Origin of the sequence: Asanoa siamensis (assembly GCF_016862555.1) — a bacterium.
GTDB classification, from domain to species: domain Bacteria; phylum Actinomycetota; class Actinomycetes; order Mycobacteriales; family Micromonosporaceae; genus Asanoa; species Asanoa siamensis.
This window is the reverse complement of record NZ_BONE01000092.1, coordinates 15577-30545: the sequence shown is the minus strand read 5'-3', so window position 1 is coordinate 30545 and position 14969 is coordinate 15577. Positions and strand designations below refer to the sequence as shown.

Annotated in this window: 15 protein-coding genes; 6 read left to right on the top strand and 9 right to left on the bottom strand. The window is 72.5% G+C overall.

From position 1 onward, the window contains the following. Positions 1 to 552: Gfo/Idh/MocA family protein (locus Asi02nite_RS35185; RefSeq protein ID WP_203718356.1), on the bottom strand; the 552-nt coding region annotated here is incomplete at its 3' end. A 37-nt stretch (positions 553 to 589) separates the two neighbouring features. Then, positions 590 to 1264 (bottom strand): DNA-3-methyladenine glycosylase family protein, encoded by a 675-nt coding sequence (locus Asi02nite_RS35180; protein ID WP_203718355.1) that lies wholly within the window; start codon positions 1262 to 1264, stop codon positions 590 to 592. A gap of 83 nt (positions 1265 to 1347) precedes the next feature. Here Asi02nite_RS35180 and Asi02nite_RS35175 point away from each other — a divergent pair, with 83 nt between their 5' ends. Then, positions 1348 to 2478, top strand: coding sequence for a glycosyltransferase (locus Asi02nite_RS35175; RefSeq protein ID WP_203718354.1), 1131 nt, complete (start codon positions 1348 to 1350; stop codon positions 2476 to 2478). A 49-nt stretch (positions 2479 to 2527) separates the two neighbouring features. On the opposite strand, the gene Asi02nite_RS35170 is transcribed toward Asi02nite_RS35175, so the two are convergent. Then, positions 2528 to 3397 carry an oxidoreductase gene (locus tag Asi02nite_RS35170; RefSeq protein ID WP_203718353.1) on the bottom strand — a complete coding sequence of 290 codons (870 nt, stop codon included), beginning with the start codon at positions 3395 to 3397 and terminating at the stop codon, positions 2528 to 2530. Next, on the bottom strand, positions 3394 to 4248 hold the full coding sequence (locus Asi02nite_RS35165) for an NmrA family NAD(P)-binding protein (protein ID WP_203718352.1): 855 nt from the start codon (positions 4246 to 4248) through the stop codon (positions 3394 to 3396). The genes Asi02nite_RS35170 and Asi02nite_RS35165 overlap by 4 nt, the downstream gene beginning before the upstream one ends. Before the next feature lie 109 nt (positions 4249 to 4357). On the opposite strand from Asi02nite_RS35165, the gene Asi02nite_RS35160 reads away from it, so the two are divergent. Both Asi02nite_RS35160 and Asi02nite_RS35155 read left to right on the top strand, forming a co-directional pair. Then, positions 4358 to 5323: an AraC family transcriptional regulator gene (locus Asi02nite_RS35160; RefSeq protein WP_203718351.1), complete on the top strand. Its 966-nt coding sequence runs from the start codon at positions 4358 to 4360 to the stop codon at positions 5321 to 5323. A gap of 61 nt (positions 5324 to 5384) precedes the next feature. Further along, positions 5385 to 5987, top strand: coding sequence for a TetR/AcrR family transcriptional regulator (locus Asi02nite_RS35155; RefSeq protein WP_203718350.1), 603 nt, complete (start codon positions 5385 to 5387; stop codon positions 5985 to 5987). Positions 5988 to 6017: 30 nt separating this feature from the next. On the opposite strand, the gene Asi02nite_RS35150 is transcribed toward Asi02nite_RS35155, so the two are convergent. The 5 genes from Asi02nite_RS35150 to Asi02nite_RS35130 form a co-directional block, all read right to left on the bottom strand. Continuing rightward, positions 6018 to 6803, bottom strand: a complete 786-nt coding sequence (locus Asi02nite_RS35150) for a class I SAM-dependent methyltransferase (RefSeq protein WP_203718349.1) — start codon at positions 6801 to 6803, stop codon at positions 6018 to 6020. Between the two features lie 235 nt (positions 6804 to 7038). Then, the gene (locus tag Asi02nite_RS35145; protein WP_203718348.1) at positions 7039 to 8310 is read right to left on the bottom strand and encodes an ROK family transcriptional regulator; all 1272 of its coding nucleotides are present in this window, start codon (positions 8308 to 8310) and stop codon (positions 7039 to 7041) included. Beyond that, a complete protein-coding gene (locus tag Asi02nite_RS35140) occupies positions 8294 to 9160 on the bottom strand; it encodes a carbohydrate ABC transporter permease (protein WP_203718347.1) in 867 nt (288 codons plus the stop codon). The genes Asi02nite_RS35145 and Asi02nite_RS35140 overlap by 17 nt, the downstream gene beginning before the upstream one ends. Continuing rightward, the gene (locus tag Asi02nite_RS35135; RefSeq protein ID WP_203718346.1) at positions 9160 to 10140 is read right to left on the bottom strand and encodes a carbohydrate ABC transporter permease; all 981 of its coding nucleotides are present in this window, start codon (positions 10138 to 10140) and stop codon (positions 9160 to 9162) included. The genes Asi02nite_RS35140 and Asi02nite_RS35135 overlap by 1 nt, the downstream gene beginning before the upstream one ends. Further along, the gene (locus tag Asi02nite_RS35130; protein ID WP_239127464.1) at positions 10140 to 11531 is read right to left on the bottom strand and encodes an ABC transporter substrate-binding protein; all 1392 of its coding nucleotides are present in this window, start codon (positions 11529 to 11531) and stop codon (positions 10140 to 10142) included. The genes Asi02nite_RS35135 and Asi02nite_RS35130 overlap by 1 nt, the downstream gene beginning before the upstream one ends. Positions 11532 to 11858: 327 nt before the next feature. Here Asi02nite_RS35130 and Asi02nite_RS35125 point away from each other — a divergent pair, with 327 nt between their 5' ends. From Asi02nite_RS35125 to Asi02nite_RS35115, 3 genes are read left to right on the top strand one after another with little or no spacing between them, the layout of a single operon-like run. Next, positions 11859 to 12869: a zinc-dependent alcohol dehydrogenase gene (locus tag Asi02nite_RS35125; RefSeq protein ID WP_203718344.1), complete on the top strand. Its 1011-nt coding sequence runs from the start codon at positions 11859 to 11861 to the stop codon at positions 12867 to 12869. Beyond that, positions 12866 to 13663 carry a sugar phosphate isomerase/epimerase family protein gene (locus tag Asi02nite_RS35120; protein WP_203718343.1) on the top strand — a complete coding sequence of 266 codons (798 nt, stop codon included), beginning with the start codon at positions 12866 to 12868 and terminating at the stop codon, positions 13661 to 13663. The genes Asi02nite_RS35125 and Asi02nite_RS35120 overlap by 4 nt, the downstream gene beginning before the upstream one ends. Beyond that, positions 13660 to 14961 (top strand): MGH1-like glycoside hydrolase domain-containing protein, encoded by a 1302-nt coding sequence (locus tag Asi02nite_RS35115; protein WP_239127462.1) that lies wholly within the window; start codon positions 13660 to 13662, stop codon positions 14959 to 14961. The genes Asi02nite_RS35120 and Asi02nite_RS35115 overlap by 4 nt, the downstream gene beginning before the upstream one ends. Positions 14962 to 14969: the final 8 nt, after the last annotated feature.

Sequence of the window (14969 nt, the reverse complement as noted above, 5' to 3'; positions counted from 1 at the left end):
GGCGGCCTCCGCGAGGTCGAGCAGGTGCGGGCCGAGGTCGAGCAGCGCGCCGTGCTCGCGGCGCCAGCCGGTGGCGAACGGGCCATCGAGAAAGCCGCCGTGCAGGTAGCGGGCCCGGGCGCCGATGGCCCGGAATGTTTCCCCCGTTTCGAGGAATGCCCGGGTCGCCGGGTGGTAGCGCTTGGTCAGCACGATCTGGCTGACGACGCCGTTCTCCTGGACGGCCTTGGCGACCTTCTCGGCGTCGGTCATGGTCAGGGCGAGGGGCTTCTCCAGCAGCAGGGCGCGGCCGGCCCGGGCGGCCTGGACGGCCAGCTCCGCCTGGACGTCGGGTGGCACGGCGAAGGCGACCGCTTCACAGCGGTCGAGGAGGGCGGAAAAGGTTGGCGCCGCCTCGGTGCCCAGTTTTGTTGCCAGCGTTCGGGCTTTTGCCGGTTGGCGGGCCCAGACACCGGTCACCGTGGTTTCCGGGCCGGCGGCGAACGTGGGGCCGTGCATGACCTCGGCCCAGTGGCCGGCGCCGACCAGCCCCACCCGGACGGGTTTCTCCATGGTGGACATTCAAACCCGATCGGCGGTCTGTTCCGGGTCAGGCCCGCCGACCGTGGGCGCGGAGAATCGGGTCGTCGGCGATCGGCAGCGTGGCGGTGCGGCCGGCGAGGACGGCCTCGGCCATCCAGCAGTACCAGGCGGCGGTGCTGCGGTAGGGGCGGAACCGCTCGCCGAGCGGCTCGAGCTCCTTCTCGGTGGGGGTCGGAATGCCGTACGCGACGCCGTACCCGCGCCTGATCCCGAGGTCGCCGACCGGCCACACGTCCTGGCGGCGGAGCTGGAAGATCAGGAAGAGCTGGGCCGACCACGGACCGATGCCCTTGACCGTCGACAGGCGACGGATGATCTCGTCGTCGGCGAGGTGGCCGAGTCTCCTGTTGTCGAGGACCACGGTGCCGTCGCGGACCTTGGTGGCCAGGTCGCGCAGCGAGATCACCTTGCGGGCGGAGAGCCCGACGGCGCGCAGCGTGGTGTCGCTGAGCGGCAGGACCGTGTCGGGGGTGATCTCCCCGTCGACCGCGTCGACCAGCCGCCCGAGAATGGCCACGGCGGCGGGCCGGGCGAGCTGCTGGAAGATGATCCCGCGTACCAGGGACTCGAAGTTGGTCTCCTTCCACAGCGGGATCCGGGGCGCCGGTCCGTCGCGCACCAGCCGCGCCATCACCGGTTCGCGCTCGGCCAGCTGCTGGGCGGCCTGCCGGAAGGTGACCATGTCCCTACGATCCCCCGGTGATCGTCGCCACGGGTGATTTCCGCCGTGTCCCGACGACGCCACTCGTGCCTATGGTCGGGATCATGCGCATTTTGTTCACGGGGGTCCCGGTACTCGGTCACCTGCTGCCTCTGCTGCCGCTGGCCCGGGCAGTCGGGAAGCGCGGCCACACGGTCGCGTTCATGGTGCCCGGGCCGGTGGCTCCGCTGCTCGCCCCAGAAGGCTTCGAGATCATCACCACCGGAGAGGACGTCCCCGCGATGACCGGCGAACTGATCCGCCGGACGGGGGTCGACCCGATGGCCGGCCCGATCCCACCCGAGGTGGAGGCCGAGTTCATGGCCGGGGTCCGGGTCGACGCGTCGACCGAGGAACTGCTCGGCCTGGCCCGGGACTGGCGACCCGACCTGATCGTCGCGGACCCGTACGACCTGGTCGGTCCGCTGGTCGCGGTGACGCTGGACGTGCCGGTCGCCATCGTCACGCTCGGCCCCGAGCTGAAGCACTTCGAAAGCCTGGCGACACCCAGGGTCGGCGAGCGGTACGCCGCCCGTGGCCTGACGCGGCGGCCGGCGCGGTTCGTCCTCGACATCTGCCCGCCCGGGCTCCAGCGGGACGGCTGGGTCGCGCCGGCGGGTTGGCTGCCGATGCGGCCCGAGGCCCACCGCGGGCCGGCGGGCGTGCCGGCGGCGCCCGTCCAGCCACTCCCGGCGCAACCGCGGATCCTGCTCACCGCCGGCACCATCTTCGGCAACCCGGAGGTGCTCGGCCCTGTGGTGAAGGGGCTGGCGGCGACCGGTGCCGGGCTCCGGGTGACGCTCGGCCTCACCATGTCGCCGGACCAGTTCGACGTCGACCGGGAGGCCGTCCGGTTCGAGCCGTTCGCACCGATCAACGAGCTGCTCCCGGACATCGACGTGGTCGTCGGCCACGGCGGCGCCGGCACCAACCTGGCGGCCCTGGCGGCCGGCATCCCGCTGGTGCTCACGCCACAGGGCGCGGACCAGTTCTTCCAGACCGAACGGGCGGTGGCCACGGGCGCCGCGGCGCGGATCCTCCCGGACGAGTTCAGCGTCGACGCGGTGGTGACGGCGGTCGGCAGGGTGCTCGCGGAGCCCTCGTACCGGGAGAACGCACGCAGGATCGCGGACGAGATCGCCGCGATGCCCACACCGGACGAGGTGGCCACGACCATCGAGGTGAAGCTGGCCTGACCCGCGGGTGGCCGGGCTCCCTGCGCTGATCACGCGGGGAGTTCGGCTGTCACCCTCGCAGACCGGATACGCCGGTGAGGTCCGCGGATCGTGACCAGAGACGTCCGGCGAGGGCACCGTCCCGGGAGCGCGCGCTCGTGCGCACCACGACCGGGTGGCCGTTGCGCTGGAGGAAGCCGTCGGGGCCGATGCAGGTGCCGCCGGCTACCGACGGTGCGGTGGCCGCGTAGAGGATCGGCAAGGCGCCCATCCGCGGGCTCTGCGCACGGCCGCCGGCGAGGATCCGGCCCTGCAGCGACCGGTCCCGCCGCTGGCCCTCGGTCGCGGCGAGACCCGGGTGCGCGGCGACCGAGACCGTGGCCCGGCCCGCCGCGGCCAGCCGCCTCTGCAGCTCGTACGCGAAGAGCAGGTTGGCCAGCTTGGACTGGGCATAGGCCAGCCAGCGCCGGTAGCGCCGGCGTTCCCAGTTGAGGTCGTCGCCGATCCGGCCGAGTACGTGCAGCCCGCTGGTCACGGTGACCACGCGGTCGCGTACCCGGTCGCCCAGCAGCGCCGTCAGCACGAATGGCCCCAGGTGGTTGGTGCCGATGTGCCGTTCGAACCCGTCCGCCGTCCGGCCCTCGGGGACCGCCATCACGCCCGCGTTGTTGATCAACACGTCGACCGGGGCGGGCAGCCCGTCGGCGAACGCGCGTACCGACGCCAGGTCGGCCAGGTCGAGCACCCGTACCTCCGTCTCACCCCGGACCGTGCCGGCCACGGCCCGGGCCTTGGCGGCGTCGCGGCACGCCATGATCACCGTGGCGCCCGCCGCGGCCAGCTCGCGGGTGACCTCCGCGCCGAGGCCGCTGCTCGCACCGGTCACCAGCACCGTGCGGCCGCGCTGGTCGGGCATGTCAGCCGCGGTCCAGGCGGTCATGCCGGCACCATCGCGCGCAGCGTGTCGGCGAGCGCGGTCGTGCACGGGTGCACCCGGTCGCCGCGCGGTCGGAGCAGGCCACGGCTCTCGGCGTCGTACAGCTCGACGAGCTCCGTCGCGAGCAGCGGCGGGACGCCCGCCTCGGTCAGCGCGCCCAGCCAGCCGGCCCGCGGCACGCGGACGACCTCGAGCTCCCGGCCGAGCAGAGCGCCGAGCGCGTGCGCGACCTCCCGCTCGGTGTACGCGGGCGCCGACAGGTCGACGACCTCGCCGGCCGGCGGCGGCGCCAGCAGGGCCTGCGCGGCGGCGGCGCCCACGTCGCGCGTGGCCACCATCGGCGTGGGCACGTCGGCGGAGTCGCCGAACACCGGGTACACGCCGGCGCCGGTCGCCGCGGCCAGCACGGCCTCGACCTTCTCCTGGAAGTGGGGCGAGCGGAGCGCGGTCGTCCGTACGCCCGCGTCCCGCAGCCCGTTCTCCAGATGGTGCAGCCACCGGACCGGGCCGGTCCCGGCGGGCAGGTCCGCTCCGACCGACGAGAGCAGCACCGCGTGCGGCACGCCGGCGGCGGCGACCGCGGCCACGATCGACTCGGCCATGCGCCGGTGGTCGGCGTCGGTGAAGGTCGGGACGGTCGGCAGCATGACGAACGCGCCGGCGCAGCCGACCAGGGCCGCGGCCAGCGCCGTGCGGTCGGTGAAGTCGGCGATCGCGACGTCCGCGCCGCGGGCGGCCCAGGGCTTGCCCTTTCCGGGGGTACGGACGACCGCGCGCACCCGCGCACCCGCGTCGAGCAGGGCGCCGGCCGTCGCGCCGCCGACGTGACCGGTGATTCCCGTGATCGCGTACATCTCCGCCTCCTGACGTGTGAATCCGTTGATCCCAGTCAATGCGGCAGAAGTGGGACGATCCATGTTTGCCTGGCTCGTTCGCCTGTCTGGTCGTCTACGCTCGGTGGGCATGGACCCGCTCGGAGATCTGCTCGACGGCGTCCGCGCCCGCACGGCGGCGTTCTGCCGGGCCGTGCTGGAGCCGCCGTGGGCGCTGCGGATCGCCGACCGCGCTCCGCTCGCGATCGCCACTCCGCTGCGTGGCCACGCCTGGGTGGTGCCGGACGACGGCGCGCCCACCCTGATCCGCACCGGCGACGTGGCCATCGTGCAGGGGCCGGGCGCCTACACGGTGGCCGACGACCCGGGCACCCGCCCGTCGCTGGTCGTCCACGCGGACAACCGCCTGACCACCTTCGACGGGCGCGACGTCACCGCCGAGTTCCGGCTCAGCGGCAACACCAGCGCCCTCGGTCCGCGCACCGGCACCGGGCGCGCCGGCGACTCGGCCGTGGTGGCGAGCGGCACCTACCAGGTCTCCGCGAACGTCAACTCCCGGCTGTTGAGCTGCCTGCCGACCGTGCTGTGCGTGCCGGGACAGGACGTGCGGTCCCCGGTGATGGCGATGCTCGCCGAGGAGGTGAGCCGCGACGAGCCCGGCCAGCAGGTGGTCCTGGACCGCCTGCTCGACCTGGCCCTCGTCGCCACGCTGCGCGCGTGGTTCGCCCGTCCGGCGGCGGACCCGCCCGGCTGGTACCGCGCCCACGGCGACCCCCTCGTCGGGCCGGCCCTGCGGCTCATCCACGACGACCCGGCCCGGCCGTGGACGGTCGCTTCCCTGGCTGCCTCGGCCGGCGCGTCGCGGGCCGCGTTCGCCCGGCGGTTCACCGCGCTGGTCGGACAGCCGCCGATGACGTACCTGACGCACTGGCGCCTGGACCTGGCGGCGGAGGCGCTGCTCCACAGCGACGACACCGTCGGCTCGATCGCCCGGCGGGTCGGCTACGCCAACGGGTTCGCGCTGACGGTGGCGTTCAAACGGGTACGCGGCACGACGCCGCGCCAACACCGTCACGGGGCGGCCGCTCTCGGATGAGCTGGGCGCGCGGCGTCAGCGGCCTTGGCAGCATTCTGGTAAAAGACGTTAACCTCTGCGGATGGCCACCACGCGACCCAGCGGGCAACACCACGGCGACCTGCGCAACGCGCTGCTGCGGGCGGCGCTGGACCTGGTCGCGGAGCGGGGTGCGCAGGGCTTCACGCTGGCGGAGGCGAGCCGCCGGGCGGGGGTGAGCGTCGCGGCGCCGTACAAGCACTTCGCCGACAAGGACGCGCTCCTGGCGGAGCTGGCCCGCGCGGGCTACGAGCGGCAGCACGATCTCTTCCAGGCGGCCATGGCCGCGGAGACGGACCCGGTGGAACAACTGGCCGCCTTCGCGGCGGCCTATGTGGAGTTCGCGGCGGAGAGCCGGGCCCTCTTCGAGATCACCTTCAGCGCGGGGTTGGCGAAGGCGCGCTATCCGGCGCTGGCCGAGGCGGGCGACCGGGTACTCAGCCTGCTTCGCACCCCGGCCGCCCACCTGGTCACGGACACCGCGGCCCAGGACGACCTGATCCACACGATCGGGGCGGCGGCCTACGGCTTCGCGGCCTTCCTCACCGAGGGCATCTTCGGCGACCCGACCACGTCCCTGGACGCCACCACACGCCGCGCCCGCGCAGCGGCCCGCAAACTCGCCCGACCCGACCCACAGGCCTGAACGCCACCACACCCCGCGCCGCCAGAGGGCTCAGGCCTGGCAGACCGCCAAGAGGTGGGCGCTGGAGGCCAGCAGGGCCGGCTCCGTGCTGTAGACGCGGGCCAGGTCCAGCGCCTGCGCCAGGATCGTGTCCGCCAGCGGGCCGTTGACCGCCGCCTCGGCCGCCGGCCAGGCCGGGCCCTCCACGCCGTGGACGACCACGTCCGTCAGGCCCGCCGCCTCGCATTCCGCGATCAGGTCCGAGACGCGGTGGAAGTATGCCGGGGTGAACGGGCTGCTCGGGTCGTTGACCCCGCTCGTCAGCAGCGCGTGCGCCTGCGCCACCTCCGTGCCCGTCAGGCGGGCCGTCGCGACGAAGTCGATCGGGGCCGCGAAGCGGGAGATCGCCGCCGCCACCACGCGGCCGCCGGGGCGGGTCACCCGGGCCGCCTCGCGCAGTGCCGTCACCCGCCACTCCGCCCGGATCAGGTGGTAGAGCGGGCCCAACAACAGGGTCGCGTCATAGGAATCCGGGGGCTCGGGCAGCGCGCGGGCGTCGCCCACCACCGCGTCGATCGGGGGATCGCCGCCCGCCGCCAGGGCCACGTGGCCCGGCACCAGGTCGACCAGGCGGACCCGGTAGCCCGCCGCGGTCAGGACCCTCGCGTAGACCCCCGGACCTCCGCCCACGTCGAGCACCCGGGCCGGCGCCGGCGGCAGCACCTCCCGCAGCAACTCCACCGTGCGGGCCCGCTCGAGGCGCGCCTGCGGGCGCCGGTCGAGGCGGCCGTCCTCACGGTAGACATCCGTGTAGTAGGCGACGACGTCCTGGTCCACATGAGAATCGTTCCGGCCGCCCCGGGACGCCGGCAACCAATTTCCCGGCCGCGCCGGCCGTGCCCGGGCCGCTCTGGGGGTCAACCCGGGCACGGGGTCTCACGGCGCGTCGCACGGCCGCGGCACGACGCAGCCCGCCAGCACGAACAGGGACGGCACAGCTCACCTCCGCGGGACGCAGGAGAGGAGACTCCTTGCCCGGTACAGCGCCCCGCGCCCGCGGGTCGTCACACCGTCAGCGGCTGCGGGACAGGTCGCTCGCGGGCGCCGCCGCGAGCTCCGCGTCGACCGCGTGCGGGGAGTAGATCTCCTCCACCACCATCGCGTGCGCGCCGGTCACCGCCGACTGCGGGCCCAGGCGGCTCGTCGTCACCTCGAGGTGGCGGGTCGCCCGGGGCAGGGCGTACGTGTAAAGCGTCTCGCGCACACCCGTCACGAAGTTGGTCTCCGCCAGGTCTCCCGCGATCACCAGGACCTCCGGGTTGACGAGGCAGACCACCGTCGCCAGCACCTCGCCGACCAGGCGGCCCGCCTCCCGGGCTAGGTGCACCGCCTCGCCGTGCCCGACCCGGATGCGTTCCACCAACTCCGGCCCCGACTGGGTCGGCGTGCCCCCGACCGTCAACCTCTGCGCCAGCGCCAGGCCGCTGGCCACCGCGGACAGGCAGCCGTAAAGGCCGCACTCGCAGCGGGCCTCGGGAAAACCCGCGAGACGGATATGCCCGATGTCGCCGGCCCCGCCGTCGATGCCCCGGTAGACCCGGCCGTCCACGACGATCCCGGCCCCGATGCCCGTCGCGACCTTCACCAGCAACAGCGCCGGGCAGTCGGGATAGAACGCCGCCTGCTCCCCCAGCGCCATCAGGTTGGCGTCGTTGTCGACGAACACCGGGCAACCCCACGTCGCCCGCAGCCGGTCGGCGATCGGCACCCCGTCCCAACCGGGCATGATCGGCGGCTCGGTCACCACACCGGCGTCATATTCCACCGGCCCGGGCACGCCGACGCCGATGCCGCGTACGCGCTCCCGGGCCTGACCCGACGCGGCGAGCAGCCGACCGAAGGCGGCGTCGACCCAGTCCAGGACGTACGACGGACCGGATCCGATCTTGATGTGCTCGTGTTCCTCGCGCAGCAGCGTGCCACCGACGTCCAGCACCGCCGCCCGCGCGTGGTTGGCGCCGAGGTCGGCGACCAGCACCACCCCGTGGTCGGTGTCGAACTCCAGCAACTCGGCCGGCCGCCCGCCGGTCGACTCCTCGACCCCGGACCGCCGCAGGTAGCCGGCGGCCCGCAGCGCGTCGATCCGGGCGACCAGCGTCGACCGGGACAGCCCCGTGCAGGCCTGCAACTCGGACCGCGTCCGCGCGCGGCCCGTGCGGACCAGCCAGAGCAGGTGCCCGGCCGAGTTCTGGTTGCCGGCCCAGGAACCCCGCGAACCCCGCGCGACCACCGGCGAGCCGGGAGCGGGCCCGCCCTGGGCCGGCGGCCTATCCCTTGTCGGCACCGGCGGTCAGCCCCTCCGTCAGCAGCCGCTCCGTGGCGAAGAAGATGATCACGATCGGCAGGGTAAGCACCACGGAGCCCGCCATCAAAACCGTCTTGCTCACTTCGATGCCTCCGGACAGCTGGGCGAGGCCGAGGGAGACCGTCCAGTTGCCCCGGTTCTCGACGAGGAACAGCAGGGCGAACAGGTACTCGTTCCATGCGATCATGAAGACGTAGAGTGCGTTCGCCATCACGGCCGGTGCCGCGAGCGGCAAGATTACCTTACGCAGGGTCTGCAGCCTGCTGTATCCGTCGACCGCCGCCGCCTCTTCGAGGCTCACCGGGATCGTGGTCAGGTAGTTGCGCAGCATGTAGACGGAGACCGGGATGGTCTGCGCGATGTAGACGATGATCAGCCCGAACAGCGAGCCGCGCAGGCCGAGCCGCGTGAAGACGGTGAACAGCGGGATCGCCAGCAGGATCGCCGGGAACAGGTAGATCGCCAGGAACAGGAAGTGCACCTGGCGGCGGCCGACGAACTGCAGACGGCTCACCGCGTACGACCCGGGCAACGAGATCAACAGCGTCAGCACCGTCGCCGAGGTCGCCACGAGCAGCGTGTTGCCGATCAGGCCGACGAAACCCTGGCCGCCGCTCGACACCGAGCCCAGCACCTCGCGATAGGTCGAGACGGTCCACTCGGCGGGGCCCGCCCAGAGGTCGCCGGGGTTCGCCAGCACGGTCTCGATCGGCCGGATCGACAGCAGCACCATGTAGTAGAACGGGAACAGCGTGACCACGACCAGGATCGCGATCACCACCCAGCGCAGCACGCCGAACAGGCGGGTCTCGAAGGTCGCCCGGTCCATCACGCCTCCTCCTCGACCCGCGGTGCGAAGAACTTGAGATAGAGCGCCAGCAGCACGATGAGGGCGGCGGCCAGCACGAGCCCCTGCGCCGCGGCGGCGCCGATGTCGAGCCGGGACGTGAGGAACTCGTAGACCCGGACGCTGGCCACCTGCGTGCCCGCGCCGCCGCCGGTGAGCAGCCAGACGTCGTCGAACTTGTTGAACGTCATGATGAAGCGCAGCACCGACAGGAGCGCGATCACCGCACCGAGTTGCGGCAGCAGGATGTGCCGGAACAGCTGGGTCGGCGCCGCGCCGTCGACCACCGCGGCCTCCTCCAGGTCGCGGGGCACCGCCTGCAGCCGGGCGAGGATGAACAGGAACGCGAACGGGAAGTAGCGCCAGGCCTCGAAGACGATCACGGTGATCAGCGCGAGCGGGACGTCGACGCCCCAGAGCGTGTATTCGCGCTGGCTGAGGAACGCGATCGGCCGGTCCCACCCGAGGAACCGCTGGCCCCAGTCGTTGGTCACCCCGAACTGCGGGCTGAGCATGATCTCCCAGACGAACGTCACGGCGACGACCGGCGCGACGTACGGCAGCAGCACGCTGGCGCGCACCAGCGTGCGACCGGGGAACCGCTTGCGCAGGGCGAGCGCCGCGATCAATCCGAAGATGATCGAGAACGCGGTGCCGCCGATCGTGTAGACCAGCGTCGTCCAGAGCGAGCTCCAGAAGCCGGGCGAGGTGAACACGTACTCGAAGTTGCGGAGCGTGAAGTCGCCGAACAGGCCCGACCGCCGGATGTTGATCAACCTCAACCGCTGGAAGGCCAGGAGGATCGTCCAGAGGATCGGCACCACGACCACGACGAGTACGACGAGGAACGTCGGCGACAGGTAGGCCAGGCCGGCCCGGTTCTCCCGCTGCGCCCGGGTCAGCTGCCGCCCGGGCCGGCGGCGCCGCTGGGGCGCCGCCGGCCGCTGTTCGGTGGCGACCATCAGTTCAGCGACTTCTGGATCGCCCGCACCTCGTCGGCCGCGCGTTTCGCCGCGCCGGCGGCATCGACCTCACCGCCGGTCAGGGCGTTGACGGCTTTGGGCACCGGAAGCTCGCCCAGCGTGGCGCCGAGCAGCGCGCCCTGCTTCTGCGGCAGCGCCCACCGCTTGAACGTGTCGGGGCTGGTCCGCAGCGCCTCCAGCACGTCGGCCGGGTAGCTCTCGGAGAGCGGCTTGCGGGTGTCGACGCCGGCCGGCAGCGTGTTCCAGGCGGTCGTGAACTTCGCCGGGTCGGCCGAGTCGCCCTTGCGGACCGGGAACTTGCCCTCGGGCGCGATGCCGAGCCAGCCGGCGTAGCCCTCGTTCATCATGTACTGCACGAACTGCCGCGACTGCGACGTGTTCTGGCCCTCCGCCGTGATCGCCCAGCTCGTGATCTCGCCGAACTGGGCCGGCTGCCCGCTCGGGCCGGCCACCGCGGTCACGATGCCGCTGTTCTTGGCCAGGAACGCCGGGTCGGCCTTGCACTCGGGGCAGGTCGGCAGGGCGTCGTTGCGCAGCCCGGCCATCTCGTCGAGCAGGAACGACGACCAGACCACCATGGCGGCCTTGCCGGCGAAGTAGGTCGCCCGGGTCGTGTCGACGTCCTGCGCGCCCGGCACCGAATAGCTCTTGAACAGGTCCTGGTAGAGCTGGAACGTGGCGACGCACTGCGGCGAGTCGAGTAGCACGTTCTTCTGGTCGTCGACCATCTCGCAGCCGTTGCCCAGGGCGAAGTTCTCGAACGTCTGTGCCGTGAACGCGTCGTTGGGCACGTTGGCCATCGTGATGCCGGCCATGCCGCCGGTGTTCAGCCGCTGCGCGGCCGCCCGGATCTTGTCGAACGTGTCCGGCGCCTGCAGGCCGGCCTTGTCGAACAGGTCCTTGCGGTAGAAGAGCAGCTGGGCCCAGCCGTCGCTCGGCACGGCGAGCTGGTTGCCGTCCTGCGCGGTCAGCTCCAGCGCCCGCGGCGAGAAGGTGCCGCGACCGAGCTCCTCGACGACCGCCTTGGCGGCGTCGGTGTCGAGCAGGTCGTTGGTGGCCATCTGGGACACCGCCGCGAGGGGCAGCGCCCCGATCACGTCGGGCAGCTGCCCGGCGGCGGCGGCCGAGGTGACCAGGCTGGTGAACTGGTTCTCGTCGGTGGCGACGATCTTGACCACGATGCCGGTCTTCGCGGTGAACTCGTCGGCGATCTTCTGCGTTGCCTGCACCCGGTCGGTCTGGCTCTCCAGACTCCACACGGTGATCGAACCGGTGGCGTCGTCGTCCGGGTCGTCGCCCGAGCACGCGACCAGCGCGGAGGTGACCAGCGCGGCCGCGAGCGCGGTGGTGAGCAGCTTCTTCGCTATCACGCGATTCGCTCCTTCGTCCGATATATCGATCTTTCTGTCAGTCCACGATCTACGGACGAATAACACCAAGGTCTTATACGCGAAGGCAAGACATATGTACGTAACGTTCGGTCGTTCCGTCGGGTAACGGACGATCTTGGTTCCGGGTCCGCGCGTCTTTGTCCACATTTGACCGACAGATGCGCATCCGGACTTATACTTGATTGCCAGACATAAGTGCGTAACATCTCGGCGGAACGACCCGTCGTTATGTCGCGCACTTCTCTCTTCGATCATGGGCGGAAGGCCGTCGTGCCGCAGATTGTCCAGTTCACCTCCCCTCGCCACGTGGAGGTCGTCGACCAACCCCACGTGGAGCTCCGCCCCGGGCAGGTGCGCATCCGCACCAGCTACTCCGGCATCTCGGCGGGCACCGAACTGACCGCGTACCGGGGCACGAACCCCTACCTCAACCGCGACTGGGACCCGGACCTCCGGCTGTTCGTCGCCGGCACCAGCGGCCTGCGCTACCCGGTCGCCGGCCTGGGCTACTCCGAGGTCGGCGAGGTCGTCGAGGTGCTCGCGGAGGAACCCCACCCCGACGACCCGCTCCCCGGCCAGCAGGTCTGGGGCATCTGGGGGCACCGCGGCGAGGCCGTGCTCCCGATCGAGAAGGTCCGCGGTTGCGTGGTCCCGCCGGGCCTGGACCCGGTCGCCGCCACCTTCGCCCGCGTCGGCGCGGTCGCGCTCAACGGCGTGCTGGCCGCCGACATCCACCTCTCCGAGGTGGTCGCGGTCTTCGGCCAGGGCGTCCTCGGCCTGCTCGCCACCCGGCTGGCCCAGCTCTCCGGCGCCACCGTGGTCGCCGTCGACACGCTGCCGGCCCGGCTGGAGAAGGCGATCGACTACGGCGCGGCGCACACGATCGACGCCGCGGCGAAGGACGTCGCGCTCGAGATGCGCGCGCTCACCGGCGGGCGCGGCGCCGACGTCGCGATCGAGATCAGCGGCCACTACCCGGCGCTGCACGACGCGATCCGCTCGGTCGCCGTCGACGGCCGGGTCGTCGCGTCCGGCTTCTACCAGGGCGACGGCGCCGGGCTGCGGCTCGGCGACGAGTTCCACCACAACCGGGTCCGGATCGTCTCCTCCCAGATCGGGGGCGTGCCGCCGGAGCTGGCCGGGCGCTGGGACCAGGCACGCCTCAACCAGGCGTTCCTCGGCCTCGCCCAGCAGGGCGCGGTCGACCCCGTCGGCCTCGTCTCGCACGTCATCGCGGTGGAGGAAGCGGCGGAGGCGTTCGCCATGCTCGACCACCGTCCCCAGGAAGCACTCCAGGTGGTGTTGAAGTTCTCATGATCAAAATCTCCTGCCAGGAGCAGCTGCTCCCCGGTGAGAGCCTCCAGGCGAAGTGGGACTTCGCCGCGCGCGCCGGCTACGACGGCATCGAGCTGCGCGCCAAGGGCGACTTCGCGTTCCGTGACCGCTTGCCCGAGCTGCGCCAGGCCGTCCGCGACGGCGTGCCGATGCCGTCGGTCTGCGTCGACATGCTGCACTTCATCGGCGCCTTCGACGCCGGCCTGCGGCGCGACGCGATCGCCCAGCTCCGCTCGCAGCTCTCGGTGCTCGCGGAGATCGGCGGAAAAATAGCCTGCACGCCCGCGTCGTACGGCATGTTCTCCCGCCGCCTCCCCCCGTTCGAACCGCCGCGCTCCCCCGACGCCGACCGCACGGTGCTGCTCGAGGCGCTGACGGAGCTCGGCGCGCACGCCGAGGCCGAGGGCGTGACCCTGGTGCTCGAGCCACTGAACCGCTACGAGGACCACATGGTCAACCGGCTCGACGAGGCGGTCGACCTGATCGAGGAGGCCGGTTCCCGCGGGGTGCGGCTGCTGGCCGACACGTACCACATGAACATCGAGGAGGACGAGCCCAGCAGCGCGCTGGTGAAGTCCGCCGACCACCTCGGCCACGTGCAGGTCAGCGACTCGAACCGGTTCCAGCCCGGCGCCGGTCACCTCGACTGGGGCGCGCTGCTGGGCACGCTCGACGCGATCGGCTACGACGGGCACCTGGCCGTCGAGTGCCGGCTGCGCGGCGAGCCGGCCGCCGCCGTCGCCGCGATCCCGGGCTTCCTGCGGAGGTGGTCGTGACCATCACCGCGACCCGAGCCGTCATCGCGCCGTCCGCCTCCCTCGACCGGGCGGCGCGGCGTGTGCTCGCGGCCAACTGGCGGCGCGGCGCGACCGTGCCGGCCGGCGGCCTCTATCCGCACCAGTGGAGCTGGGACTCCGCGTTCATCGCGCTCGGGCTGCGGCACTTCTCGCCCGTGCGGGCGCAGCGGGAGCTCGAGTCGCTGTTCGGCGCGCAGTGGGCCGACGGCCGGGTGCCGCACATCGTCTTCGACCCGCACGTGCCGGCCGACGCGTACTTTCCCGGTCCGGCGTTCTGGCAGTCCGCGGAGCCCGGCGTGCCCACCTCCGGGATCGTCCAGCCGCCCGCCCACGCGCTGGCCGCCTGGGAGACGTTCCGGGCCGCCCCGGCCGTGGCCCGGTCGCGCCGGTTCCTGGAGCGCCTCTATCCGCGGCTGGTCGCCTGGCACGACTGGCTGCTGACCGCGCGCGACCTGCGCGGCCGGGGCCTCGTCTCCGTGGTGCACCCGTGGGAGTCCGGGATGGACAACAGCCCGGCCTGGGACGCGCCGCTGTCCCGCGTCGTGCCGCTGCCGCCCACCGAGCTGGCCCGGCGCGACCTGGCGCACGCCGCCGCCGCCGAGCGACCGACGGATACCGACTACGGGCGCTACATCCGGATCGCCCGCGACTACCGCGACTCCGGCTACCGGGCCACGCCGGGCTTCGCGGTCGAGGACCCGCTCTGCAACGCGCTGCTCGCGGCCGGCGAGCACGCCCTCGCCGCGATCGCCGCCGAACTCGGGCTCGACCCGACCCGGCACGTCGCGCGGGCGCAGCAGGTCACGGACGCGATGATGGCCGAGCTGTGGGACGTCACCGCCGGGACCTTCTTCGCGTACGACGTCCTCGGTGACACCGTCCTCCGCTCGTACTCGATCGCCGGTCTCCTGCCTGTCGTGGTGCCCGACCTGCCCGTCGCGACGGACCTGGTGAAGACGGCGCTCGGCGACCGGTTCCGGCTGGCCGACGCGTGCCCGGTGCCCAGCTACGACCTGACCGCCGCCGACCACGAGCCGGGCCGCTACTGGCGCGGTCCCGGGTGGATCAACACCAGTTGGCTCTTCTGGTACGGCCTGCGCCTGCACGGCGAGACGGCGCTGGCCGACGACCTGCGCGACCGGTTGCTGGCGCGGGTGCGGGCGTGCGGATTCCGGGAGTACGTGGACCCGCTGACCGGCGCCGGCTACGGCACGGACGACTTCAGCTGGACGGCGGCGCTGACGCTGGACCTCATCCGCACCGGGCCCCGGCGTTGAGTCGTTGA